Below are 22,936 nucleotides of genomic sequence, written 5' to 3'. Positions count from 1 at the left end.
GCATAAACCTCAACTTCTCGAACCGCCCGGTGCGGACCCGCATGCCGGGTGGTGTGGGAGGGGCGCAGCCTCAAGGCTGCCCCCTATCCCGATTTCGCGAGCGCCCCAAAAACAAGGTGACGCGAGGGAAGCCGGCAAAGCCGGCCGCAGCTCTCCGGCGCCCAAAATACGGCCCCGCAGCACGCCGGTTTAAGACTCAGAAACAACCTTCCGATCTGCATCACGCCAGCTTAAAGAATCTCAAAAAGCGGCCGCCATTCTCAGCAGCGCGCCGACTCAAGAACCCAAAGAATGGCCGCAGTACTCTGCCCCGACGACTCAAGAAAAGCCCTTCAATCAGCCGACGACAATTTCAGTTCCTGGCATTTGCGAGTCAGCGTATTGCGCCCTATTCCCAGCCGCTGCGCAGCCTCGGCACGGCGGTCGCGCGAATGCTTCAGAGCCGTGCGGATCAGCGTCGCCTCGAACTCGCGCATCAAGGTCGCCATGATCGCCGGCTCGTTACGCTCGAGCCGCCGGGCCACGTCTTGAGACAAAAGCTGGGACCACACCGGCGTGCCCAGGTCCTCCTCCCGGGCCGCGTGTTCCACCAGCCCCGTCACCGCAACACTCGATTGCGGCGACGCCTGATCACCCCCCGCCTGCACCTCCGGCGGCAGATCCTCCACGTCCACCCATTGGCCCGACGCCATCACCGTCAGCCAATGGCAGAAATTCTCCAGCTGGCGGATATTGCCCGGGTAATCGAACTCCACCAAAGCGCGCTGCGCCTCCGGAGTCAGGCGCCGCACCGCCACGCCAAGCTTCTCGGCGCTGTTCTGCAGAAACAGCCCCGCCAACGCGGGAATGTCCTCCTTGCGTTCGCGCAAGGGCGGCAGCCTGAGGCGGATGACGTTCAGGCGATGGAATAGATCTTCGCGGAACTGGCCCTGCGCCACCCGCTGCTCCAGCGGCTGGTGGGTGGCCGCCACGATCCGCACGTCTACCCTGATGGCCTGCGAGCCGCCCACTCGATAGAAACTGCCTTCGGCCAGCACGCGCAGCAAGCGCGTCTGCAGTTCAAAAGGCATGTCGCCGATTTCATCCAGGAACAGCGTGCCGCCATCGGCCTCTTCGAAACGGCCCCGCCGCATCGTGGTCGCGCCGGTGAATGCGCCGCGCTCGTGGCCGAACAGTTCCGCTTCAAGCAGATCGCGTGGGATGGCCGCCGCGTTCAGCGCCACAAAAGGCTTCGCGGCCCGTGAGCTATGCGTGTGCAGGGCGCGGGCGATGAGTTCCTTGCCGGTGCCCGACTCGCCCGTGATCAGGACCGTCGCGGGCGACACCGCAAGGCGGCCTATGGCGCGGAACACCTCTTGCATCGCGGGCGAGGCCGACTTCATCATCAGGCGCTCACCGCTCAACGCAGGCGTCGCTTCCTGCTCGGCTTCGTCCTGCCCCGCCGTGGTCTCGATGGCGCGCTGGATCAGGCTGACCGCCTCGTTGATGTCGAAAGGCTTGGCCAGATAGTCGAAGGCCCCTTTCTGGAAGGCAGCGACCGTGCTGCTAAGATCGGTGTAGGCCGTCATGACGATGACGGCCAGGCCGGGATGTCCCTGCTTGATCTCCTGCAGCAGCGCCAGCCCGTCCTTGCCCGGCATGCGTATGTCGGTAATCAATACGGCGGGAGTGGCGGTTTCCAGGGCGCGCAGCATCTCGTCCGCCGAAACAAAGCTGCGTGCGGGCAGATTGGCGCGCTGCAGCGCCTTCTCGAGCACCCAGCGTATGCTCTGATCATCGTCGACTATCCAGACGGCCTTCATGGCAACTCCAAAGAGAAATCGAGCGCAGCCGCTGCGCGGATCGAGGGTTCGAATTCGTCGGTCCACGCCGGCTTCATGGCGACTCCAGCGGCAGTATCAGGCGAAACTCCGTACAACCGGGGCAGGAATCGAATTCGATGATGCCGCCATGCTGCTGCACGAACTCCTGAGCAAGGCTCAGACCCAGGCCGGTTCCGCTTGCGCGCCCCGTTACCAGCGGATGAAAGACCTTCTCGCGCAGCGCTTCGGGTACGCCCGGCCCGTTGTCGATGACGGATATCACCACCCCCATGCGGACGGGGCGGCTGGCCAGCACCAGCTGGCGCCCGATGCGGGTGCGCAGGGTAAGCACCGGCTTCGATTCCGACCCATGCTCGAGCAGCGCCTGCGCGCCGTTGCGGGCGACGTTCAGCAAGGCCTGGACAAGCCTTTCGCGATCGCCGGTCAGATCCGGAACCGAGGCGTCGTAGTCGCGCCGCACTTCGACGGCCGGTGAAAACTCGGCGCGCACCAGGGTGAATACGCGTTCGCAGATTTCGTGAATATTGAAGCGCAGCATTTTCAGGCTGTCGCCTTGCGGCGCGATAAGCCGGTCGATCAGCGCTCGAAGCCGGTCGGCCTCGCCGACGATGACGCTGGTGTATTCGCGCAGGCCGCCTTGGCCCAGTTCGGCCTCGAGCAACTGGGCCGCCCCGCGGATGCCGCCCAAGGGGTTCTTGACCTCGTGAGCCAGATTGCGCAGAGATTCCCTTTGCACCTGCAGTTCTTTGCTCAACTGCTGAGTGCGGTCGGGCGCGCCCTGGTGCTCCAGGCTGCGAACCTCGAGCAATGCGGCCCAGTCGGGGTGGTCGACGGGCGCCACGGTAACGCCCACCGGCAAGTCGGCCGCCGAAGTCCTGGCCATGGTGGCCAGCCGCAGAACGCCGTAGTGTCCGCGCACCGCGTCCACAAAGCGCGACTCGAGCGCCGCGTCGCCGGCAAACAAGGCCAGTGCATCCATGCCGGCCAACTGGCGCTGAGACAAGCCGAACAGCTCTTGCGCCGCCACGTTGGCCTGCAGCACCAGGCCGTCATCGTCCAGCGCCAGTATTGCGGTGGCAAGCAGGTCGAAGTGATCGAATGATGTCATCGCTTCGCCCGCCTGCCCGAGTTCATGCCTACAGGCTGTAGTACATGTCGAACTCGACCGGATGGGTGGTCATGCGCAGGCGCGTGACCTCGGCCATCTTGAGTTCGAGATAGGCGTCGAGCATGTCGTTGCTGAAGACGCCGCCGCGCGTCAGGAACTCGCGATCCGCATCCAGCGACTCGATGGCCTGCTCGAGCGAAGCACATACCGTCGGAATCTTGGCGTCTTCTTCGGGCGGCAGGTCGTACAGGTTCTTGTCGGCCGGATCGCCCGGGTGGATCTTGTTCTGCACGCCGTCCAGGCCGGCCATCATCATGGCCGAGAAAGCCAGGTAGGGATTGGCCAGGGGATCGGGGAAACGCGCCTCGACCCGCCGCGCCTTGGGGCTGCTGACATAAGGAATGCGGATGGACGCGGAACGATTGCGCGCCGAGTACGCCAGCTTGACCGGGGCCTCGAAGTGAGGCACCAGGCGCTTGTACGAGTTGGTCGAGGGATTGGTGAGCGCATTCAGCGCCCGCGCATGCTTGATGATGCCGCCGATGTAGAACAGGGCGAACTCGGACAGGCCCGCATAGCCGTTGCCGGCGAACAGGTTCTGGCCGTCCTTCCAGATGGACTGGTGCACGTGCATGCCCGAACCGTTGTCGCCCACCACGGGCTTGGGCATGAAGGTGGCCGTCTTGCCATAGACGTGGGCCACGTTATGAATGGTGTACTTCAAGATCTGGTTCCAGTCCGCGCGCTCCACCAGGGTGGAGAAGCGGGTGCCGATCTCCATCTGGCCGGGGCCGGCCACCTCGTGGTGGTGCACCTCGACGGGCACGCCCTGCTGCTCCAGCAGCAGGCACATTTCAGAGCGCATGTCGTGGAAGGAGTCGACCGGGGGCACGGGCACGTAGCCGCCCTTGACCGAAGGCCGGTGGCCCATGTTGCCGCCTTCCAGTTCGAGGCCGCGAGACCAGGAGCCCTCTTCGGACTTGATCTTGACGAAGCAGCCCGAGGCGTCGTCGTTCCAGGTGATGCCGTCGAACACGAAGAACTCGGGCTCGGGGCCGAAGTAGGCGGTGTCGCCCAGGCCGCTGGACTTCAGGTAGGCTTCAGCGCGGCGGGCCAGCGAACGAGGATCGCGGTCGTATCCTTTGAGATCGGAAGGCTCGAGCACGTCGCAGGTAAGAATGAGCGTGCTTTCTTCGCGGAAGGGATCCAGGCGCGCGGTAGAGGGATCGGGCATCAACAGCATGTCCGAGGCTTCGATGCCCTTCCAGCCCGCGATCGACGAACCATCGAAAGCCTGTCCGGATTCCATTTTTTCTTCGTCGACGGTGCCGCCGGGGACCGTCATGTGGTGCTCGCGGCCGAGCGTGTCGGTAAAACGAAAATCCACGAAGGCGACTTCGCGTTCGGCGATCAGCTTCACAATATCTTCTGCGGTGGACATAGATGCTCCAGGCTGGTGAATGTCAAAAATAGGACGTCGATATGCATTACGCAACATCCATGCCAGTTTCTTCGGCAGGCCTGGCACAGCGGCGCCTGCTTGGTTTCGGGAAATATCAGGTGTTTTGAATGCGGAAAACGCCCTGTTTTGGTGCAACGCCCCATATTGGGTCAAATTGTAGTGCAAAGCCGGTGCACGGTATTCCGCCATTATGGAAACCAGTGGTAAGCGGCCAGGGGCTGTTAACAGGTCTAATCCAGAAACATGGCCTGCAGGTCGTTCAAGAAACGCCAGCCCAGCGGCGTGGCCTGGATGCGCGAAGGGTCGCTTTGCAGCAGGCCCTTGGCCACCGCCCGGTTCACAACCGGCAAAATGGCGGCCAGGCTCAAGCCCGTGCGCTCTTCGAAGCTGGCGGCGCTTACGCCGTGCTTCAGGCGCAGGGCGTTCAGCATGAACTCGAAGGGCAGCTCCGAAGCCTCTACACTGCGTTCTTCGGCGATATGGCCACCTTGCCGCTGCAGGGCCGCCGTCATCCACGATTGCGGCTGGCGCAGCCGCGACTGGCGCAGGATGCGGTCGGGAAAGGACAGCTTGCCGTGCGCGCCCGGCCCAATGCCCAGGTAATCGCCGAACTCCCAGTAATTGAGGTTGTGACGGCTGCGCCCTTGCGGCCGGGCGTAGGCCGACACCTCGTAGCGTTGCCAGCCGCCCTCTTCGGCCAGCTGCGCCACCGTGTCCTGCATGGCCGCGGCCGTGTCGTCGTCGGGCAAGGCCGGCGGCGGATACTTGGCAAAGACCGTGTTGGGTTCGAGGGTAAGGTTGTACAGGGAAAGGTGTTCGGTGCCGAAGGCCATGGCCGTTTGCAAATCGGCGCGACAGGCATCGGGGCTCTGGCCGGGCAGCGCGAACATCAGGTCGAGGTTGACGCGGCCGAAAGCCTTTTGCGCAGCCTCGATGGCACGCCTGGCCTGGGCTGAATCGTGTATGCGGCCCAGGGCCGCCAGCGCGGCATCGTCGAAGCTTTGTATGCCCAGCGACACGCGATTGACGCCGCTGCGCGCGTAGTCCTGGAAACGCGCCGCCTCGACCGTGCCCGGGTTGGCTTCCATGGTGATTTCGGCATCGGGCCAAAGGTTCAGGCAGGCGCGGAACATGGCCAGCATTTCATCCACCGCCGCGGCCGACAGCAGGCTGGGCGTGCCCCCGCCGATAAAGACCGTATGCACCTGCCTGCCCCATATCAGGGGCAGCGCCTGTTCCAGATCCGCACGCAGCGCCGACAGATACTCCTGCTCGGGCAACTCGCCCTTCAGTTCGTGCGAATTGAAATCACAGTAAGGACATTTGCGCACGCACCAGGGCACGTGCACGTACAGCGAGAGCGGCGGAAGGCTGGCCAGCCTGATGCCACCGCCAAAAGCCGAGGCCGGCGCGGCCTTGCCCTCGGGCGCAATGCGTATGACCTTTTGCACTTAGGACTCGTCGTGCCCCGCAAGAGCACGAAGCAATTTGCGCAAAGCGCGCGAACGATGGCTATGGCTATTTTTTTCTTCGGGAGCCAGTTCGGCCGCCGTCCTGCCCAGGTCGGGCAGGTAGAAGTAAGGGTCGTAGCCGAAGCCATTCGCGCCCGCGGGCTCGAGCGCGATCTGGCCGTGCCATACGCCTTCGGCAATGATGGGCCGGGGGTCGTCCGCGCTGCGCACGTAGACCAGCACGGCAACGTAAGACGCGGAACGATCGGCTTGCCCTTCAAGGGTTTGCAGCAGCAGCCTATTGTTGGCCGCATCGGATTTTTCACCGCCGTCCAGGCTGGCGTAGCGCGCCGAATACACGCCGGGCGCACCGCCCAGGCAATCGACGCACAGACCCGAGTCATCGGCCAAGGCCGGCAAGCCCGTATGCCGGCTGGCATGGCGGGCCTTGGTCAGCGCGTTCTCGACGAACGTGGCGTAAGGCTCTTCGGCCTCGCCGACGCCCAGTTCCCCTTGCGGCACCATCCGCATGCCCACGCTGGCCAGAATGGCTGAAAATTCCTTGAGCTTGCCGGCATTGTTGGAGGCCAGAACGACTTTGGACAGTGCGGATTCGCTGGGAGATTCGGACGAGGGAGCGTAGGAAGACATGGGAATGAAATAAAAAATGAGCGGGGCCCGCACAGTGGCTGCTGCAAGCTATGAGCTGCGCAGGCTGGAAACTTATACGGGGCCGAGCATGAAGGGCGCCCGCATGGGCGGCGCCCTTCAACATGGACGATGTCTGCATTTTAACCGACCGGTTCGGGCCGCAGGCTGCGCCGGCCCGGACGCCATGGCGGGTGGAACCCCAATGCGCCCGGCTTCTGGAAGCGTGCTTCAGGCCTCGCCCGACAGCGCCTGCTTCTGCCATTGCACCAGCTGCCCTATGCCCTGGGCGGCCAGGCCAAGCAAGGCGTCGAGCTGAGAACGGTCGAATGTCTGGCCTTCGGCCGTACCCTGTACCTCGACAAAGCCGCCTTGGCCCGTCATGACGATGTTCATGTCGGCGCCGCAGCCCGAGTCTTCCGGATAGTCGAGGTCGAGCACGGGCTGGCCGCCCACCAGTCCGACCGACACCGCGGCCACGTGATCGCGAAGCGGGTTGTCCGCAAGCTGGCCGCCCTGCACCAGGCCCCGCACGGCCAGCGCCGCCGCCAGCCACGCGCCCGTAATGCTGGCGCAGCGCGTGCCGCCATCGGCCTGGATCACATCGCAATCAAGATGAAGCGTGCGTTCGCCCAGCGCCTGAAGATCGAACACGGCGCGCAGGCTGCGCCCGATGAGACGCTGGATTTCCTGCGTGCGGCCGCTTTGCTTGCCCCGCGCCGCCTCGCGATCGGAGCGCGTATGCGTAGAGCGCGGCAGCATGCCGTATTCGGCGGTGACCCAGCCCTGCCCCTTGCCCTTCAGGAAGGGCGGAACCTTGTCGAGCACGCTGGCGTTGCACAGCACATGGGTGTCGCCCATTCTGATCAGCACTGAGCCTTCGGCATGGCGTGTGTAGCCGGTTTCAAGCGAGACTGGGCGCAATTGGTCTGGAAGACGGCCTGAAGGCCTTGGAGCGGGACTGGAAGACAAGAAAACTCCTGATTTGATGAAAGGTGCTGCCCGCATGGGCAATAATAGAGATCACCCATCATTATGCAGGATACCCATTCATGATAAGCAGCATGACCGCCTTTGGCGCCGCCCGCGCCGAATCCACGCTGGGCAGCGTTACCGTCGAAATCCGCACGGTCAACAGCCGCTATCTGGATGTCAGCCTGCGCCTGCCCGACGACCTGCGCCTGGCCGAAGCACCGCTGCGCGAGCAGATAGGCGCGCATCTTCGGCGCGGCAAGGTCGAAGTGCGCGCCTCGTTCGCACGCGCCGCCGACAGCGCCGAACAGGAACTTGCCGACGACTATCTCAAGCGCACGGCCGAACAGCTGGGCCGCGCGCGCGCCTTCATTCCCGATACGCCCGCCCCTACCCTGGCCGAACTCATCAAGGGCGCAAGCGCTTCCGACGAGGCGCCCGACCCCAGGGCCTGGAGCGCCCTGTGCACCGAGGCCAGCGGCCAGGCGCTGCTTGAACTGCAGGCCAACCGCGAGCGCGAAGGCAGGCGCCTGGCCGACATGATGCTCGATTGCGCGCGCGGCGTGGCCGATATCGTCGAAACAGTCGAAGGCGAAGTGCCGCGGCTGCTGGCCGAGCATCAGCAGAAACTGGCCACCAAGTTGCGGGAAACCCTCGAGGCCGCCAGCCCGGCGGGCCTGTCGATGATCAGCGGCGAAGAACTCTCGGCCCGCATCGCCCAGGAAAGCTCGCTGTTCTCGTTGCGCATCGACGTGGCCGAAGAGCTGTCGCGCCTGCGTTCGCACATCAGCGAGCTTCAGCATCTGTTGGGCGGCTCAGGCACCTCTTCCGTCGGCTCCGGCGCAAAGTCCCCTACCGGCAGTCCGACCTCCGCGGCCGCTTCGGCCGCCAAGCCCAAAGGCGCCGGCAAAGCGGCCACGGGCAGCATCGGCAAGCGGCTCGATTTTCTCTTCCAGGAAATGAACCGCGAAGCCAATACGCTGGGTTCGAAAGCCAGCGGCATCGAAGTAACCCGCGCCGCCATCGATCTCAAGCTGCTCATCGAGCAGATGCGCGAGCAGGCGCAGAATATAGAGTGACGCGCGAGGTGGGGAAGCCCCTGGGCCGGCCGCGCAAAAGTGGGCATGACCCAGGAACAGTTCGCAAAACATTTCTTTTGCCGCTGCGCGGTCTCATCAATGCAGTCGGGCCAATCCACTACAGAGGCTCCTTTGAGGAAACGCTTCCCTAGCACGCACTCGAACTCGAAATCAGCGTCCGAAGGCGGCTGCACCGCAAACGCCTCTAACCGCGCAGGCGGCGCAGCGCCACAAGCACCCCATATACGATGAAGCCCGCCACGATGCCGGTAGCGGCGCTGATCAAGGCGGGGCCCAGGTAGGACGAAACCGCTTCCAGTATGGAAACGTGTTCGCCGGCGGCGTGATGAAATGCGTGGTGCACCCAGCCTTCCAGCGGCGCAATGCCATGCACGAGCAAGCCGCCGCCCACCAGGAACATGGCGGCCGTGCCGGCGATTGAAAGGCCCCGCATCAGATAGGGCGCGAACGCCAGCACGCCCCGCCCCGTGGCTCGCGCCAGACGGGCGGTCGTGTGCGGGCCCTTGCGGCGCAGCAGATAGGCCCCGACATCGTCCAGCTTTACCACGGTGGCCACCAGGCCATACACGAGAATGGTCAGCAGCACGGCCACCACCGCCACCACCAGGGCGCGGGTGCCGAACGGCGCGTTGGCCACCGTGCCCAGGGTGATGGCCACGATCTCGGCCGACAGAATGAAGTCGGTGCGTATGGCGCCCTTGATCTTCGCCTGTTCGTTCGTCCTGAGGGTGGCCGCATCCAGGTCGGCCGTGACAGCGGCCATTTCCTGCCGGGCCTGCGCCGCATCATGAGGTTCCGCGTCCGCGACCGCTTCATGGCCGCCTTCCGCGGCGGGCTTATGAGCCCTGTTCGCCTTGTGCGCCTTGCGAAAAAAGGAATGGATGATCTTCTCGGCCCCTTCATAGCAAAGGAAGAGGCCCCCGACCATGAGCAGGGGCGTTACGGCCGCGGGCAGGACGGCGCTGATGAGCAGGGCCAGCGGAACGAGTATGAGCTTGTTCAGGAATGAACCCTTGGCCACCGCCCAGACGACCGGAAGCTCGCGCTTTGCCGCCACGCCGCTGACCTGTTCGGCGTTGAGGGCGATGTCGTCGCCCAGCACTCCGGCGGTCTTTCTTCCTGCAAGCTTGGTCATGGCCGCGACATCATCCAGTATGGTGGTGATGTCGTCCAGCAGCATCAACAGCCCGGCTCCAGCCATGTCGTCTCCCTTCCCGTATGTAAGCCGGCGTCGGCGCCGCCAGCCACCTCGGCCGTGCAGCGCCTGGCGCCGTGTCCATTTTTCCATGCCCGGGCCGGCCTGATATACTGTTTTTATACACAGCATATCGAATACATGGCGAAGCAGCTCGACAACCCCTTCTACTACCTCGACAACTTCGAGTTCGTGCTGAACTGGGTCGAGCAGCGCTACGCCGACATCCTCAACGGCGTCGAGGCCCGCTTCATTCAGCAATATCGGGGCCTGCCACGCGCGTCGCGCGCCTTGCTGGCCCGCATGGTCATGCGCCGGGGCGTCCTGTTCCGCCAAAGCCGGCTGCACTACCCCGAAATCGGCCCCGCCGCGCCGGCCCTGGCGCCGCTCGTGGCGGCGGGCTGGGTCGACGATGCGCCGCTGCTTGGCCTGCGGCAATTGTTCGATCTTTTCACCAAGCCCGAATTGCTTGGGGCATTCGCCGGCCAGGGCCTTCCCTCTACATTGTCGAAAGCGGCCATGTATGCCCGGATGGCCACGGCGTTGCCCCCATGCTTCGCCTCGGCCGAAGCAGGCGCCGTGGCAACGCCGCTGTCCGCCACCCACACCGAAGCGGCGCTCTCCGGCGAGCCCCGCGGCCACAGCGTGCACATGCCCGCCGGCCGTGAGTACCTCGCCCCCCTTTCCGGCTGGTGGGCGCAAGCCGGCGACCCGGTCTGCGAACTGCTCGTCATGCCCTTGTGCGAACGCTTCAGACTCATGTTCTTCGGCAATCTTCGCCAGGATTGGAGCGAGTTCGTGCTGGCCGACCTGGGCCTGCTGCGGTACGAGACAGTTGCCTTCTCGGCTTCGTGCCGCGCCCTTGAAAGCCGGCGCGACATCGACGACTACCTGCATCTGCATGCCTGCTCAGACCGCCTGCTGGCGGGTGAAGACGCCGCGGCCGTCATGGCCTGCGTTTCGCCGCAAGCCCATGCCAACCCCTGGATAGAGCGCCGCCGCGCCAAGCTGCTGTTCCGCATCGGCCAGGCTTGCGAGCGGACCCACGATTGGCAAGGGGCGCTGCGGGCCTACGGCGCAAGCAGCCACGGCGAGGCAAGAATGCGGCACATACGCGTGCTTGAACGGGCCCTGCTCTACGAGCCGGCCCTGCTGGCCGCCGAGGCAGCGCTGAACGAACCCGCCAGTGAGGCCGAGGCGCAGCAGCTGGCACGCATGCATCCACGGCTGAGGCGCAAGCTGGGTTTACCCGTCCAGGCCGCGCTCAAGCCGCATCCGCCCGCAACGCTTACCCTGCATGCCCCGCCCGAAGATGCCGCGCACGGCGTCGAGGAACTGGCGCGGCGGCAGCTGCACCAGGCCGAGGCGCCGGCCCACTACGTAGAGAACACGCTCGTCAACGCTCTGTTCGGCCTGCTGTGCTGGGAGGCGCTGTTCGCTCCCCTGCCCGGCGCCTTTTTTCATCCTTTCCAGCGGGGGCCGGCCGACCTGAGCGAGCCCGATTTCATGCACAGGCGACGGGCGCGCTTCGATACCTGCCTGTCGCAGCTTGATTCCGGCCAATACCTGCACACCATCCGGGCCAACTTCGACGCCAAGGCCGGACGCCAATGCTCCTTCGTGCATTGGCCGGCCCTGAACACCCAACTGCTGCAACATGCCCTGCAATGCATACCGCCTGAACACCTCAAGAAATGGTTCCTGCGCCTGCTGGCCGACATTCCCGCCAACCGTTCGGGCTTTCCCGACCTTATCCAGTTCTGGCCCGAACAGCGCCGCTACCGCATGATCGAGGTCAAGGGCCCGGGCGACCGCCTTCAAGACAACCAGCGTCGCTGGCTGGCCTATTTCGCCGAACACGACATGCCTGTGGCCGTCTGCTTCGTGCAGTGGGCGGAAACATGAGCTATGCCGTCTCGGTGCGCACATTATGCGAGTTCGCCGCCCGGCGCGGCGACCTCGACCTGCGTTTCCACCTGGGCCCCAGCGCCCAGGAAGGCATGCTGGGCCACCGCATCGTCACGGCCCGGCGCGCCGATCATTACCTGAAAGAGATCCCGCTTCAGGCCCAGCACGGGGCGCTGACCGTGCGCGGACGCGCCGACGGCTTCGACCCCGAATCCCGCCGCCTCGAAGAAATCAAGACCTATCGGGGCCGATTGCGCGACATGCCGGCCAGCCACAGCGCACTGCACTGGGCGCAAGCCCGCGTCTACGGGCACCTTATGTGCCGCAAGCTGAATCTGAATACCATCGAGCTGGCACTGGTGTATTTCAACGTAGCCACAGGACGCGAGACCATACGCAGCCAGGAATGCAAGGCCGCCGATCTTGAAGATCACTTCAATGCCCTGTGCGGCCGGTTTCTTGCCTGGGCGCTCCAAGAAATCGAACATCGCCGGCAGCGCGACGCGGCGCTGCAGGCGCTGCAACTGCCCTTCGAGGGCTTTCGCGACGGCCAGCGCACGCTGGCCAAGGCAGTGTATCGCGGCCTGCGCGACCGCACCCATCACGCCATCCAGGCGCCTACCGGCATCGGCAAGACCATGGGCACGCTGTTTCCCGCGCTCAAGGCCATGTCCGAACAGAAGCTGGACAAACTGTTCTTCCTTACGGCCAAGACGCCGGGGCGCAAGGTGGCGCTGCATGCCCTGCAAGCCTTGCAAGGCCCGCGGCTCATGCCCTTGCGGGTGCTGGAGCTGGCCGCGCGCGAACATGCCTGCGAGCACCCCGACAAGCAATGCAATGGGCAAAGCTGCCCGCTGGCCAGGGGTTTTTACGACCGTCTTGAAGGGGCGCGAGAGCAGGCGCTGAAAGAAGGCATGCTCGACCGGGCGGCATTGCGCCGGCACGCACTGCGCCATGACATATGCCCCTATCACCTGGGCGCCGAGCTTGTTCCCTGGTGCGACCTCGTCGTGGGCGACTACAGCTACTATTTCGATGTGGGCGCCACGCTGCACGCCCAGACCGTTGTGCAGGAGTGGCGCACGGCTGTCCTGGTCGACGAGGCCCACAACCTGGTCGAACGGGCTCGCGCCATGTACTCGGCCACGCTGCGCCAGCAAGATGTGCGGGCATTGCTGCGGCTCCTGCCTGCGGCACCCCGCGCTGCTTTCGGGCGGCGCCGTACCGGCACCGAAGCGCCGGCATCGGCCAAGCCGGTACCAGAACAGGTGCCGCTTTGGCTCGAGGCGGGCCCGCATGATGTGCAGGCCGACACCGCGCAACCCGCCGGTCTGCGCAATGCGCTGGACAGCCTGGCACGCAATTGGCAGAAGCTCATCGCCGGCCAGGCGGGCGCCCAGCCGGCTCAGGCGGCCCCGCCCGAGCCTCTTCTTCAATCGCTGCGGCAGGCTGCTGGCGCCCTGTCCGACCATCTGGAACAGGCGGACGATTCCACACACGATGAAGCATTGCGCCTGTACTTCGAGGTCCAGCATTTCCTGCGCATGGCCGAAAGCTTCGGCCCGCACTCCCTGTTCGAAACGACGGCATTCCATCAAAGCGCAGGCGGCGACGGATTCCACGAATGCAGTATCCGCAACGTCGTGCCGGCGCCCTTCCTGGAGCCCCGGTTCCAGGCCGCCCACGCCTGCGTGCTGTTCTCGGCCACCTTGCAGCCCAAGGCCTTTTACGCCGACGTGCTGGGCCTGCCGGAGTCGACCGCATGGCTGGACGTGGCCACGCCGTTCAGCGCCGAACAGCTTCAGGTGCGCGTGGCCGGCGGCATCTCCACGCGCTATGCCGACCGCCAGGCTTCACTGGCGCCCATGGTGGAACTCATCGCCGCGCAATACGCCCGCAAGCCGGGCAATTACCTGGTGTTTGCCAGCAGCTTCGATTACCTGCACCGCCTGGCCGAGGCGTTTGCCGATCGCCATCCATCCATCGCGCTATGGGTGCAATCACGCGAGATGGACGAGGCGGCCAGGGCTGATTTTCTGGCGCGCTTCGATGCTTCTGGGCGCGGCATCGGCTTTGCCGTGCTGGGCGGCGTCTTTGCCGAAGGCATAGACTTGCCCGGCGATCGCCTGATAGGCGCGTTCATAGCCACGCTGGGCCTGCCGCAGGTCAATCCCAGGAACGAAGCGCTGAAGCAGTGCCTGGAAGCCAGTTTCGCCGGATGCGGCTACGACTATGCCTATCTGTATCCCGGGCTGCGCAAAGTAGTGCAGGCGGCGGGCCGCATCATACGCACGCCGCAAGACGCGGGCGTGGTCTATCTGATGGACGACCGCTACAACAGGCCGGCCGTGCGCCGGCTGCTGCCGGCTTGGTGGCGCATCGAACAGGCGCGGGCCGCCCCAAGGCCGGCGCCCGAACTCCCATTGCCACCCGTGCTCAGCGCCGCGCAGGGGCAAGCCGACGAATCAGCCCGGCATGCTCGGGGTGCTGCCTGATCAAGGCCTGGGGGTCGGCCAGCTCGAACTCGCTGAACTCGAAGCCCGGAGCCACCGTGCAGCCCACCAGGGCAAATGCATCGCCCGCGGCTTGGTCCGGAGCGCGCAATGCGCGTGACGCCAGTTCGGCGGCAAACCAGCGCCCCGCCGGCACCACCGCCTGGAACGTGCAGCCGGCCTCGCGCAGCGGATCTCCCAATCGATGGGTCAGCAGGCCACCGCTCTCATCCAGCACATGGATGTCCAGGGCCTGGCCCGCATAAAAATGCCATAGCTCGTCGGAAGCAATGCGGTGCCAGGCGGAATAATCGTTGTCTTCGAGCAGGTAGTAGATGGCCGTGGAAGCGGCGCGGCGGCCCGCCTGAACCGTGACGCCCGCGGCACTGCGATAGGTTTCGCGGTAGTAGCCGCCCTCGGGATGAGGCTGCAGGCCGAACTGCGCGACCAGGCGATGAACGGGTGTGTCGATGCTGCTCATGCAAGGCTCCTTTATTGCCATGCCTTCAAGAAGGCCATCAGCACCCGGGTGGAATTTTCGGCGGCCAGGTTCAGGAAGGTGTGGATTTCGTTCGCGCCGTCGCCGCCTCCGGCCAGATCGCTGAGCGAGCGAAAGGCAATGAAGGGCACACCGTTGCTGTAGGCGACCATGGCGCAGGCGGCGCTTTCCATGTCGACGACGTTGGCCTGGAACGCATCGTGCAGGTGCTCACGCAGGGCTGCATTATCGACGAACACCGGCCCGGACACCCCGTTTCCCCCGATCACCAGCGACGGCCGCTTGCTCAGGCACTGCCCCTTTGCATCGCAGCTTGTCAGCTCGACATCCTGGATACCCTGCGCCGCCGCGAAAAGCCCCGGGTCGACGTCGAACCAGAATTTTTCATGCGGCATGGGCTGTTCGGCGGTGCGTACCTTGACAGGCCGGGTGAAGAACATGCCGAAGCCCGGTGCATCCACTGTGCCGCCCACGCCCATGGCATCGTAGCGTCCCGGCTCGATCTCTTGCGCGGCCACGGTTTCAAGATACTGGCCCCAGCGCCGGACCACCGTTACGTCGCCGATGTTCAGCTGCGGATTCACGCCTCCGGCCACGCCGCTGAAAAGGATGTGGGTGACAGTGAAGCGATCGAGCACCAGTTGAGTGTTCATGGCGGCATTGGTCATGCTGATACCGCTCAAGAAAACAACCACAGGCTTGTCTTGCAAGGTGCCCGTAAGGAACTCGACGCCGTTGATGGACCGGCTGGATGCGTCCTGCAGGGCCTCGCGCAATATGACCAGTTCCGGTTCGAAGGCGGAAACAATGGCGATGCGCGGCGTTTCGTCCACGCGGCTGTCGGCATGCGCCAGCGCGCTCATGCCGGCAAGGCAGAATGCGATCAGCAGATACAGGGGCAGGACGAAGCGGCGCAGGGGCACGAAGGGGCTCATGTGTTTTTGTGATCAAACGTAATTGGAATGTGCCCATTGTATTTGCATCGTCTGGCCCTGCAACCCCGGAATTTCGCAAGCCGCCGCGTTCCGCCGAAAAAATGGAAGCCGCGCCCAGAAGGTATAAAAAAGCTTTAAGTTATGAATGTAACCCCATAAATATATTGGTGATTTCGTTTTTGTCTGATATCATCGCCTTCAGTTTTCCTGCCTTGAAAAGCCCGCGCCCGCCATGCCTTTTGCCTATCGCCGACACCTCCTGTCCTGCTCCCTGGCCGCCGCCCTGGCCGCCGGCGTGCTGTCTTCGTCTCCACTGCGGGCCCAAGAGCCCAGCCAGGCCCGCATGCAGCCGGCGTCGGGGGCAGCGAGCCATGTCGCGCCCCGGCGCAGCCATGCGCTGGCGGGTAGCGGACAAGGCGGCGTCATCCAGGTGGCATTGCGCCAAAGCCGGCTCGAGACCGCGCCTCTGCCTTCGCATTCCGAACCCGCAAGCACGCTGCCTCATCTGGCCCAGCTGCATTCCGAAGTCGCCTTCGTGCAAGACCTGGACAGTTCTACGGTGCTGTACGACCAGAACAGCGACGAGGCGCGCCCCATCGCTTCGATCTCCAAGCTCATGACCGCGCTGGTAGTAGCCGAGGCCAAGCTGCCCATGGACGAAATCCTGACCATTGCCGACGAAGATGTCGACCGGGTGCGCTATTCGCGTTCGCGCCTGGCCGTGGGCACCAAGCTCAGCCGCGCCGACATGCTGCATCTGGCGCTCATGTCTTCCGAAAACCGGGCCGCCCATGCGCTAAGCCGCCACTACCCCGGCGGGCTGCCCGCCTTCGTGCGCGCCATGAACGACAAGGCGCGCGCACTGGGCATGCGCCGCACGCATTTCGTGGAACCCACAGGCTTGTCCGAGCACAATGTCTCGACGCCCCGCGACCTGGTCAAGCTGCTGCGCGCGGCATCCGGGCAGCCCCTCATCCACCGCTACTCTACCGATGAAAGCTATCAGGTTACCGTGGGCAAGGGCCGCTCTCTCAAGTACAACAACACCAATCGCCTGGTCAAGAGCAGCCAGTGGGACATCCAGCTTTCCAAAACCGGCTTCATCAACGAAGCCGGGCAATGCCTGGTCATGGTCACCCGCATCGGCGGGCGCGATCTGGCGATTGTCCTGCTGAACGCCACCGGAAGCTACTCGCGCATAGGCGATGCCGTGCGGCTGCGCAAGTTCGTTGAAAGCGAAACCAACCTGGCCATGATGTAGAGTGGGCCCCGGCACGAACCGGCTTGCCCCCTTCATTCGCTGAACATGCCCTTGGAACATGCAGGCGGGCGGACCGCCGCAACGGGGCTCCGCCTGCCTGGCCGGATCACCTGCCGTGGATGGCCGACTCGAAGCGCTGGTAGGCCTCTTCCTGTTCGTCCAGCACCGTGCCGGGGTCCAGTATCTTCAGCTTTATGCCTTCGAAAGGCGGATCGATCTTCTTGTTGGTGGCGTAGTAGCCGATCTTGCGCAACACGCCTTGCGCTTCTTCGCTAAGCATGTAGTCGTAGAACAGCATGGCTGCATGGGGATGCGGTGCGTTCTTCAGTATGCCCATGCCTATCGTGATGGTTACGGCCGGCTCGATGGCGAACCATTCTATCGGCGCACCGGTCTTCTTGGCCTGCTCCACGCTGTAGTCGTATACCGTCAATGCCAGCGGCACCTCGCCCGAACCCACAAGATTGGTCAGCAGCGGATGGCCATTGCGCACCGACAACTGGTTCTTGGCAACCAGGTCCTTGAAGAACTGCGTGCCCTTTTCTTCACCCATGTCGTGCACGACCGAGGCCATCCAATCATAGTCCGAACCCTCGATGGCCAGCTTTCCCTTCCACTTGGGGTCGAGCAGGTCTTCATAGGTCTTGGGCAGGTCTTCTTTTTTGACGGCCTTGGTGTTGTAGGCCTGCACCAGCGTCAGCAGGTTGATGGACACCCATTCCTGGTGACCGGGCACGGCTTCGTCGATCAGGTCTTCGAAATGCGGGCTCTTCACCTTCTGCAGCAGACCCTCGCGATGCAGCGCCTCCATGGGTGGAGACGTGCTGGCGATGATGTCGACCTTGGGCTGGCCGGAGCGCGCCTCATTGATGACGCGCTGCTGGATCAGTTCGGAGCGCGCGCGCCAGACCTCGACCTTGATGCCGTATTTCTTCTCGAAAGGCTGGATCAAGTCTTTGGCGTATTGGGTGGGAATGGTGGTGTAGAAGACCAGGTCGCCCTCTTTCTTTGCGCCTTCCTCTATGCGCGCCTGCCGATCATCGCCGGCGTATAGCGCGATGGGCTCCGTACTTTGGCTCCATGCAAGGGATGACACGCAGTAAAGCATCGAGCAGGCCAAAGCCCTGAACATCTTGTTCATCGCAGTTCTCCTTCTTTGGATGGCCGGACTCGCCCGCCCGAGGAGGCGGCGGCCCGATATAGGTTTTCTTTGCCGGCGTTTTTAGTATCGACGCGCTCATTTTGAGTGTCAACGCATTTGTTCTTTTATACGGAATATAGTTTCACTTTATTGAAATCGAGTGTGTTGGAACGGCGACCTTCCGTCCCCGGCCGCAGGACAACGGATGCCGGCCGGGACTTTTCACTTGGCGCCATGCGGCCCAGCCGCGGCGGGCCGGGCCCTAGCCGGCTTCAATGCATGCAGGAGCCGCCGTCCACCACCAGTGTCTGGCCGGTGATGAAGTCGCTGTCGGCCGAGGCGAAGAACACCACCGCACCGGTCAGGTCCTCGGGGCTTTGCACACGCTTGAGGGCACGCGTGGCACTGGCCTGGGTGCGCATCTTCACGATGCTCTCGTCAGGGTTTTCTTCTGACAAAGTGCTGCCCGGCGCCACGCAGTTGACGCAGATATTGTCCTTGCCCACTTCATTGGCCAGGGTCTTGGTAAAGCCCAGGACGCCCGCCTTGGAGGTAACGTAGTGGATGCGGCTGGGAGAGCCCTTCAGCGCCGTGCCCGAACTGACATTGATGATTTTCCCGTAGCCCTGCTTGCGCATCTGCGGGATGACCGCGCGGCTGGCCAGCCAGGGCCCCTTCACATTGACCGACATCATACGGTCCCACTCGTCGATGCTGATCTCATCGAACGGCGAGCGCGACATGGGCACGGTGGCGAATATCGCCGCATTGTTGACCAGTACATCGATGCGGCCGAAACGCCGGATGGCAGCCTGGGCCATCTGCTCGACGCTGGCGGGGTCGGATACGTCGGTGCGCACGCCCAGCGCCTCGTGGCCGGCATCGCCCAGTTCCTTCGCCACTGCCTGCGCCGCCGCTTCGTCGATCTCGGCAATGACCACCTTGGCCCCTTCCGCTGCAAGCCGCATGGCGTACGCCTTGCCAATGCCGTGCCCTCCACCGGTAACGATCGCTACACGGCCCTCGAGTCTGTCCTTCATCTTGTCTCCTGTTACGTGGCTGCAAATACACCTGGAACGGCGGAACGCCTTGCGCTACCTCGCATGCAGGCGGCCATGCCGACTCTAGCACCGGCCTTTTCCACGCGTCAATAAAATTTTCCATATAAAGGAACAATATCCCTTTATGCAGAAAATGTTCTACTTTCCCCCTATGTCGTGCTATAACCAAATCTCACATCGAGGAGACATCCTTATGATACATATGAGCATAAAAAGCCTGGTATCTTCAATCGCCGTATCGGCCGCCTGTTTCTTGCCGGCGCATGCTGCGTCGTTCGCCGAACTGGCTTCCAAAGACACACCGCAGCGCCATAATCAGTTGGTGGAACAGGCACGCAAAGAGGGTTCGCTTACGCTCTACACCTCCATTCCTTCGAAGGACATGGCCGTGCTCGCCGCCGACTTCGAAAAACGCTACGGCGTACGCGTGAATGTATGGCGCGCCTCCACGCTCAAGGTTGTCCAGCGCCTGGTTGCGGAACATAAAGCGAACCAGTGGAATTTCGACGTGGTCGACATTTCGTCTCCCGAACTCGAGGCCCTGTACCGCGAAGATCTATTGCAGGAAGTCGACTCGAAGCTGCATGCCGCGCTGCTGGAAGACGCCATGCCTTCCCATCGCGGCTGGGCGCCGCAATTCATCACTCTCTTCGTCCAGGCCTACAACACCAACGCCATCAAGAAAGAAGACCTGCCCAAGACCTATGCCGACCTGCGCGATCCCAAATGGAAGGGCCTTCTGGGCGTGGAGGCCAGCGATGGCGACTGGTATTGCGGGCAGATCGAACACCTTGGCCAGGAACAAGGCAAGCAGCTTTTCGACGACATCGTCAAAACCAACAAGTGGTCGGTGCGCAGCGGGCATTCACTGCTGGCGAACATGGTCGTTTCGGGCGAGGTTCCTATCGGGCTCACCACCTACAGCTACATGATCGACCAGGCCAAGCGCCAGGGAGCGCCCGTCGACTGGTTCGCCATCGATCCCATCATCGCGCGCACGAACGGCATCGCCGTATCGCGCCAGCCGGCCAATCCGCATGCCGCGCTGCTGTTCTATGAATATATGATCAGCGATGCCCAACCCCTGATCCTGAAGATGGACTACTACTCGCCCGTGAAGAAGCTGGCCTCATCGCCCAAGGGTGCAAGCATACGCTTCGTGGACCCCCTGACGGACCGGGCAGAGATCGAGCGCTGCAACCAGGCCTTCATGGAACTGAACAGACTGTCGAACTAAGCTGAACCAAAAGGTCGTCCGGCTTTGCCAAGCTTGCACGACCAGGAGACGAACATGGCACTTTCCTTCACTCCATTCGATGCCGCGCTTGGGGCAAGCGTGGCCGGGCTGGACATTACAAGCATCAGCGCAGGCGAAGCCGAGCAACTGCACGACGCCTGGCTGAAATACCATGTGCTCGTCATCCACGGTCCCGTCGTCACCGAAGACCAGCTCGTCAGCTTCGGCGAATGCTTCGGCAAGATCGAGAACGCCAGGCGGCAATCGGCGCTGGCGTCGCGGCCCGAGATCATGGTCATCTCGAACATCCGCGACAACGGCCAGGCCGTGGGCGCCCTGCCCGACGGCGAGCTGACCTTCCACTACGACCGCATCCACCAGAAGGTTCCCAACAAGGCCGGCGTACTACACGCGCTCGAGATTCCCGATGCCGGCGGGGAAACCTTGTTTTCGGACATGTGCCTGGCCTATGACACCTTGCCTGCCGACATCCGCCGGCGCCTGGACGGCCTGACCGCCCTCAATACCTACGAATACGGCCAGACCCATGCCGAAAACAAGAGGCTGGCGCAGGATGCGCCGACGGCGGTCCATCCCGTCGTCCGCACCATACCCGAGACGGGGCGCAAGGCCCTGTTCATCTGCCGCCTGATGACCGACCGCATCCTGGAGCTGAGCGAAACCGAGAGCCGTGAACTGCTGGACAGCCTGTGCGACCATGCCGAGGACGCACGCTTCATGTATGCGCACCGCTGGCAAGTGGGCGACATCCTGGTCTGGGACAATCGCTGCGCCATGCACGCCCGCCGCGATTTCGACGGCAGCCAGCGCCGCCTGATGAAGCGCGTCACGGTGGGCGAGACACGAGCGCCGCAATAAGACTTTCAATGCTGCGCCCCATCGATAGGGCAATGACGGCGGGCCTGCACCCTCCCAAATACAGTAAGCTAGGGCTCATCGTCATCCCTTCTTCGACAAGACATGTGCATTGCCTATTTGGCCATCGGCGCCCATCCCGACTGGCCCCTGTTCATCGCGGCCAACCGCGACGAGTTCCATGCCCGCCCCACTATGGTTGCGGGCCCCTGGCCCACGCATCCCGAGCTGCTTGCGGGCATCGACCAAATGGCCGGCGGAACCTGGCTGGGCGTGACGCGCCAGGGCCGGTTCGCCCTGCTTACCAATTATCGCGACATGGCTTACAAGGCTCAGGCTGCTTCGCGCGGCGCGCTCGTGGCCGACTACCTCAAGCAAGAAATGCCGCCCGGCGACTATGCCGCGCAGATTGCCCGGCAAGGCGGGCGCTACAACGGCTTCAACCTCATCGTGGGCGACCTGGAGCAAAGCTGCTATGCGAGCAACCGGCACGGCGACGGCCAGGCCGTCGTGCTCGAACCGGGCCGGCATGTGCTCTCCAATCATTTATTGAACACGGCCTGGCCCAAGACTCAAAGGCTGAAAGAGCGGCTGGATGAATACCCCATGCAGGAACTGGCCAAGACGCTGAACCCGGTTTTCGACATTCTGAAGGACACGACCCCCGCCGAAGATAATGCGCTGCCCAGCACAGGCCTTTCGCTCGAGCGCGAACGCCTGCTAAGCAGCCCCTTCATCATCAGCCCTGAATACGGCACCCGCTGCTCCACCGTCGTGGCCATCAATCGCGATGGCCGGGGCTTTTTCAGCGAGATCACCTACGATCCGCAGGGAATCCCCGCCGAACGCCATGACTGGCCCTTCAGCCTGGCGCGGCATCCCGTGCCGGCAGCGGGCTCTGAATCCTGAACCACGCTGCCCGGGCGTGCACCGTGCACAGAGGCCCAGTCTTTATATCAATGCAATGTTCGCGAAGGCGGATCAAGGTCGGACAGGTCGGGCGCATCGGGATCGTTGCGCAGTTCGCCCAGGGCCGCTTTCCAGCTGCGCAGCGGCACGCATGTCTGCAGGCGATAGATGGCCTGGCGAACCAGGGCGTCGTGCAGTTCGTGGCCCACCTTGGAAGCAACGTCGAGGGTGGCGTCGCCCTGCAACTCGGCCAGGTGTTCGTGGGTTTCACGCATGAACTCCACCGGCACGACCGGGTCGTCTTCGCCGTGCAGAAAATGCAGGGTGGTGGCCGGCGGCGCCATGTCGGGCAGGCGCGCATAACAGCCTGAAAACGCCAGCACCCGGCCCGCCAGGTCGAGTTGTTCGTGGACCGCCTCCAGCGCAATGGTGGCGCCCTGACCAAAGCCCACCAGAGCGGTGTGCTCTCCTTCGAGCAGATATTGCCTTTGCAGGCGCTGGATAAGGGCGACCAGGCCGGGGAGCGCCGTCTTGACGCGTTCCACATAGTTTTCTTCGGTCAGCCCTGTTTGCTGAAACCAATGGTAGGCGGTGTCGGCCGAGCGCAGCGGCGCATAAGGCAATACCACCATGCTTTGGGGAAAAGCCTGCTTGAGCGATTGGGCCAACTGGCCTAATTGCTCAGGCGATGAGGCGTCGTCATGAAGCAAGACGAAGAGCTGCCGGGGCGCGCCCTGGGCGGGCACGTAGATCAACGGCATGGGCGGCTGCCCTTTGGGTGTAGTCATGAATGGGTTCCATGCGAACTGGTTACATAAAGCTAGATTAGCCCAGGCGGGCCTTTTGTGACAAACCGGT

At 63.6% G+C, this 22,936-nt stretch carries 19 protein-coding genes; 7 read left to right on the top strand and 12 right to left on the bottom strand.

Features of this window, described 5'->3' with window-relative positions; all coding sequences use genetic code 11:
• Window positions 1–332: 332 nt before the first annotated feature.
• From ntrC to rph, 6 genes are all read right to left on the bottom strand, one after another.
• Complete coding sequence (gene ntrC / locus C7440_RS18560) at window positions 333–1,802, bottom strand: nitrogen regulation protein NR(I) (protein ID WP_116519498.1); 1,470 nt, start codon at window positions 1,800–1,802, stop codon at window positions 333–335.
• A gap of 73 nt (window positions 1,803–1,875) precedes the next feature.
• Complete coding sequence (glnL, locus tag C7440_RS18555) at window positions 1,876–2,931, bottom strand: nitrogen regulation protein NR(II) (protein WP_116519497.1); 1,056 nt, start codon at window positions 2,929–2,931, stop codon at window positions 1,876–1,878.
• Between the two features lie 28 nt (window positions 2,932–2,959).
• Window positions 2,960–4,372, bottom strand: coding sequence for a type I glutamate--ammonia ligase (glnA, locus tag C7440_RS18550; protein WP_116519496.1), 1,413 nt, complete (start codon window positions 4,370–4,372; stop codon window positions 2,960–2,962).
• Window positions 4,373–4,623: 251 nt separating this feature from the next.
• Window positions 4,624–5,832 (bottom strand): radical SAM family heme chaperone HemW, encoded by a 1,209-nt coding sequence (gene hemW, locus C7440_RS18545; RefSeq protein ID WP_371743503.1) that lies wholly within the window; start codon window positions 5,830–5,832, stop codon window positions 4,624–4,626.
• Window positions 5,833–5,844: 12 nt separating this feature from the next.
• Window positions 5,845–6,495 (bottom strand): RdgB/HAM1 family non-canonical purine NTP pyrophosphatase, encoded by a 651-nt coding sequence (rdgB, locus tag C7440_RS18540; protein ID WP_116519501.1) that lies wholly within the window; start codon window positions 6,493–6,495, stop codon window positions 5,845–5,847.
• A 228-nt stretch (window positions 6,496–6,723) separates the two neighbouring features.
• Window positions 6,724–7,500: a ribonuclease PH gene (gene rph / locus C7440_RS18535; protein ID WP_371743501.1), complete on the bottom strand. Its 777-nt coding sequence runs from the start codon at window positions 7,498–7,500 to the stop codon at window positions 6,724–6,726.
• A gap of 44 nt (window positions 7,501–7,544) precedes the next feature.
• Between rph and C7440_RS18530 the strand changes: the two genes are divergently transcribed.
• Window positions 7,545–8,543 (top strand): YicC family protein, encoded by a 999-nt coding sequence (locus tag C7440_RS18530; protein ID WP_116519493.1) that lies wholly within the window; start codon window positions 7,545–7,547, stop codon window positions 8,541–8,543.
• Window positions 8,544–8,748: 205 nt separating this feature from the next.
• Here the strand turns inward: C7440_RS18530 and C7440_RS18525 are convergent, their stop codons facing one another.
• Entirely contained in the window at window positions 8,749–9,765 is a 1,017-nt protein-coding gene (locus tag C7440_RS18525; RefSeq protein WP_165832640.1) for a DUF808 domain-containing protein, read from the bottom strand.
• Between the two features lie 135 nt (window positions 9,766–9,900).
• Here C7440_RS18525 and C7440_RS18520 point away from each other — a divergent pair, with 135 nt between their 5' ends.
• Window positions 9,901–11,664, top strand: a complete 1,764-nt coding sequence (locus C7440_RS18520; RefSeq protein WP_133244307.1) for a VRR-NUC domain-containing protein — start codon at window positions 9,901–9,903, stop codon at window positions 11,662–11,664.
• On the top strand, window positions 11,661–14,162 hold the full coding sequence (locus C7440_RS18515; RefSeq protein ID WP_116519490.1) for an ATP-dependent DNA helicase: 2,502 nt from the start codon (window positions 11,661–11,663) through the stop codon (window positions 14,160–14,162). The genes C7440_RS18520 and C7440_RS18515 overlap by 4 nt, the downstream gene beginning before the upstream one ends.
• On the opposite strand, the gene C7440_RS18510 is transcribed toward C7440_RS18515, so the two are convergent.
• Together C7440_RS18510 and C7440_RS18505 are read right to left on the bottom strand one after the other, a co-directional pair.
• Window positions 14,104–14,640, bottom strand: a complete 537-nt coding sequence (locus C7440_RS18510; RefSeq protein ID WP_116519489.1) for a cupin domain-containing protein — start codon at window positions 14,638–14,640, stop codon at window positions 14,104–14,106. The genes C7440_RS18515 and C7440_RS18510 overlap by 59 nt on opposite strands.
• An 11-nt stretch (window positions 14,641–14,651) precedes the next feature.
• Entirely contained in the window at window positions 14,652–15,593 is a 942-nt protein-coding gene (locus tag C7440_RS18505; protein WP_116519488.1) for a 5'-methylthioadenosine/S-adenosylhomocysteine nucleosidase, read from the bottom strand.
• A gap of 232 nt (window positions 15,594–15,825) precedes the next feature.
• Between C7440_RS18505 and pbpG the strand changes: the two genes are divergently transcribed.
• On the top strand, window positions 15,826–16,854 hold the full coding sequence (pbpG, locus tag C7440_RS18500) for a D-alanyl-D-alanine endopeptidase (RefSeq protein ID WP_116519487.1): 1,029 nt from the start codon (window positions 15,826–15,828) through the stop codon (window positions 16,852–16,854).
• A 106-nt stretch (window positions 16,855–16,960) separates the two neighbouring features.
• Here pbpG and C7440_RS18495 read toward each other — a convergent pair whose 3' ends face one another.
• Both C7440_RS18495 and C7440_RS18490 read right to left on the bottom strand, forming a co-directional pair.
• Window positions 16,961–17,995 carry an ABC transporter substrate-binding protein gene (locus C7440_RS18495; RefSeq protein WP_116519486.1) on the bottom strand — a complete coding sequence of 345 codons (1,035 nt, stop codon included), beginning with the start codon at window positions 17,993–17,995 and terminating at the stop codon, window positions 16,961–16,963.
• Between the two features lie 272 nt (window positions 17,996–18,267).
• Entirely contained in the window at window positions 18,268–19,035 is a 768-nt protein-coding gene (locus C7440_RS18490) for an SDR family NAD(P)-dependent oxidoreductase (protein ID WP_116519485.1), read from the bottom strand.
• A 223-nt stretch (window positions 19,036–19,258) separates the two neighbouring features.
• Here C7440_RS18490 and C7440_RS18485 point away from each other — a divergent pair, with 223 nt between their 5' ends.
• The 3 genes from C7440_RS18485 to C7440_RS18475 all read left to right on the top strand — a co-directional run bounded on the left by C7440_RS18485 (window position 19,259) and on the right by C7440_RS18475 (window position 22,078).
• Window positions 19,259–20,293, top strand: a complete 1,035-nt coding sequence (locus C7440_RS18485; RefSeq protein WP_243410971.1) for an ABC transporter substrate-binding protein — start codon at window positions 19,259–19,261, stop codon at window positions 20,291–20,293.
• 54 nt (window positions 20,294–20,347) lie between these two features.
• The gene (locus tag C7440_RS18480) at window positions 20,348–21,172 is read left to right on the top strand and encodes a TauD/TfdA dioxygenase family protein (protein ID WP_116519483.1); all 825 of its coding nucleotides are present in this window, start codon (window positions 20,348–20,350) and stop codon (window positions 21,170–21,172) included.
• A 102-nt stretch (window positions 21,173–21,274) separates the two neighbouring features.
• Window positions 21,275–22,078 carry an NRDE family protein gene (locus C7440_RS18475; protein WP_116519482.1) on the top strand — a complete coding sequence of 268 codons (804 nt, stop codon included), beginning with the start codon at window positions 21,275–21,277 and terminating at the stop codon, window positions 22,076–22,078.
• A gap of 47 nt (window positions 22,079–22,125) precedes the next feature.
• On the opposite strand, the gene ypfH is transcribed toward C7440_RS18475, so the two are convergent.
• Window positions 22,126–22,866 (bottom strand): esterase, encoded by a 741-nt coding sequence (gene ypfH / locus C7440_RS18470; protein WP_116519481.1) that lies wholly within the window; start codon window positions 22,864–22,866, stop codon window positions 22,126–22,128.
• Between the last annotated feature and the right edge of the window lie 70 nt (window positions 22,867–22,936).

The sequence above is a fragment of the Pusillimonas noertemannii genome (assembly GCF_003096595.1).
In the GTDB taxonomy this organism is placed as follows: Bacteria; Pseudomonadota; Gammaproteobacteria; order Burkholderiales; family Burkholderiaceae_B; genus Pusillimonas; species Pusillimonas noertemannii.
This window is presented reverse-complemented; position numbering and strand designations above follow the sequence as displayed.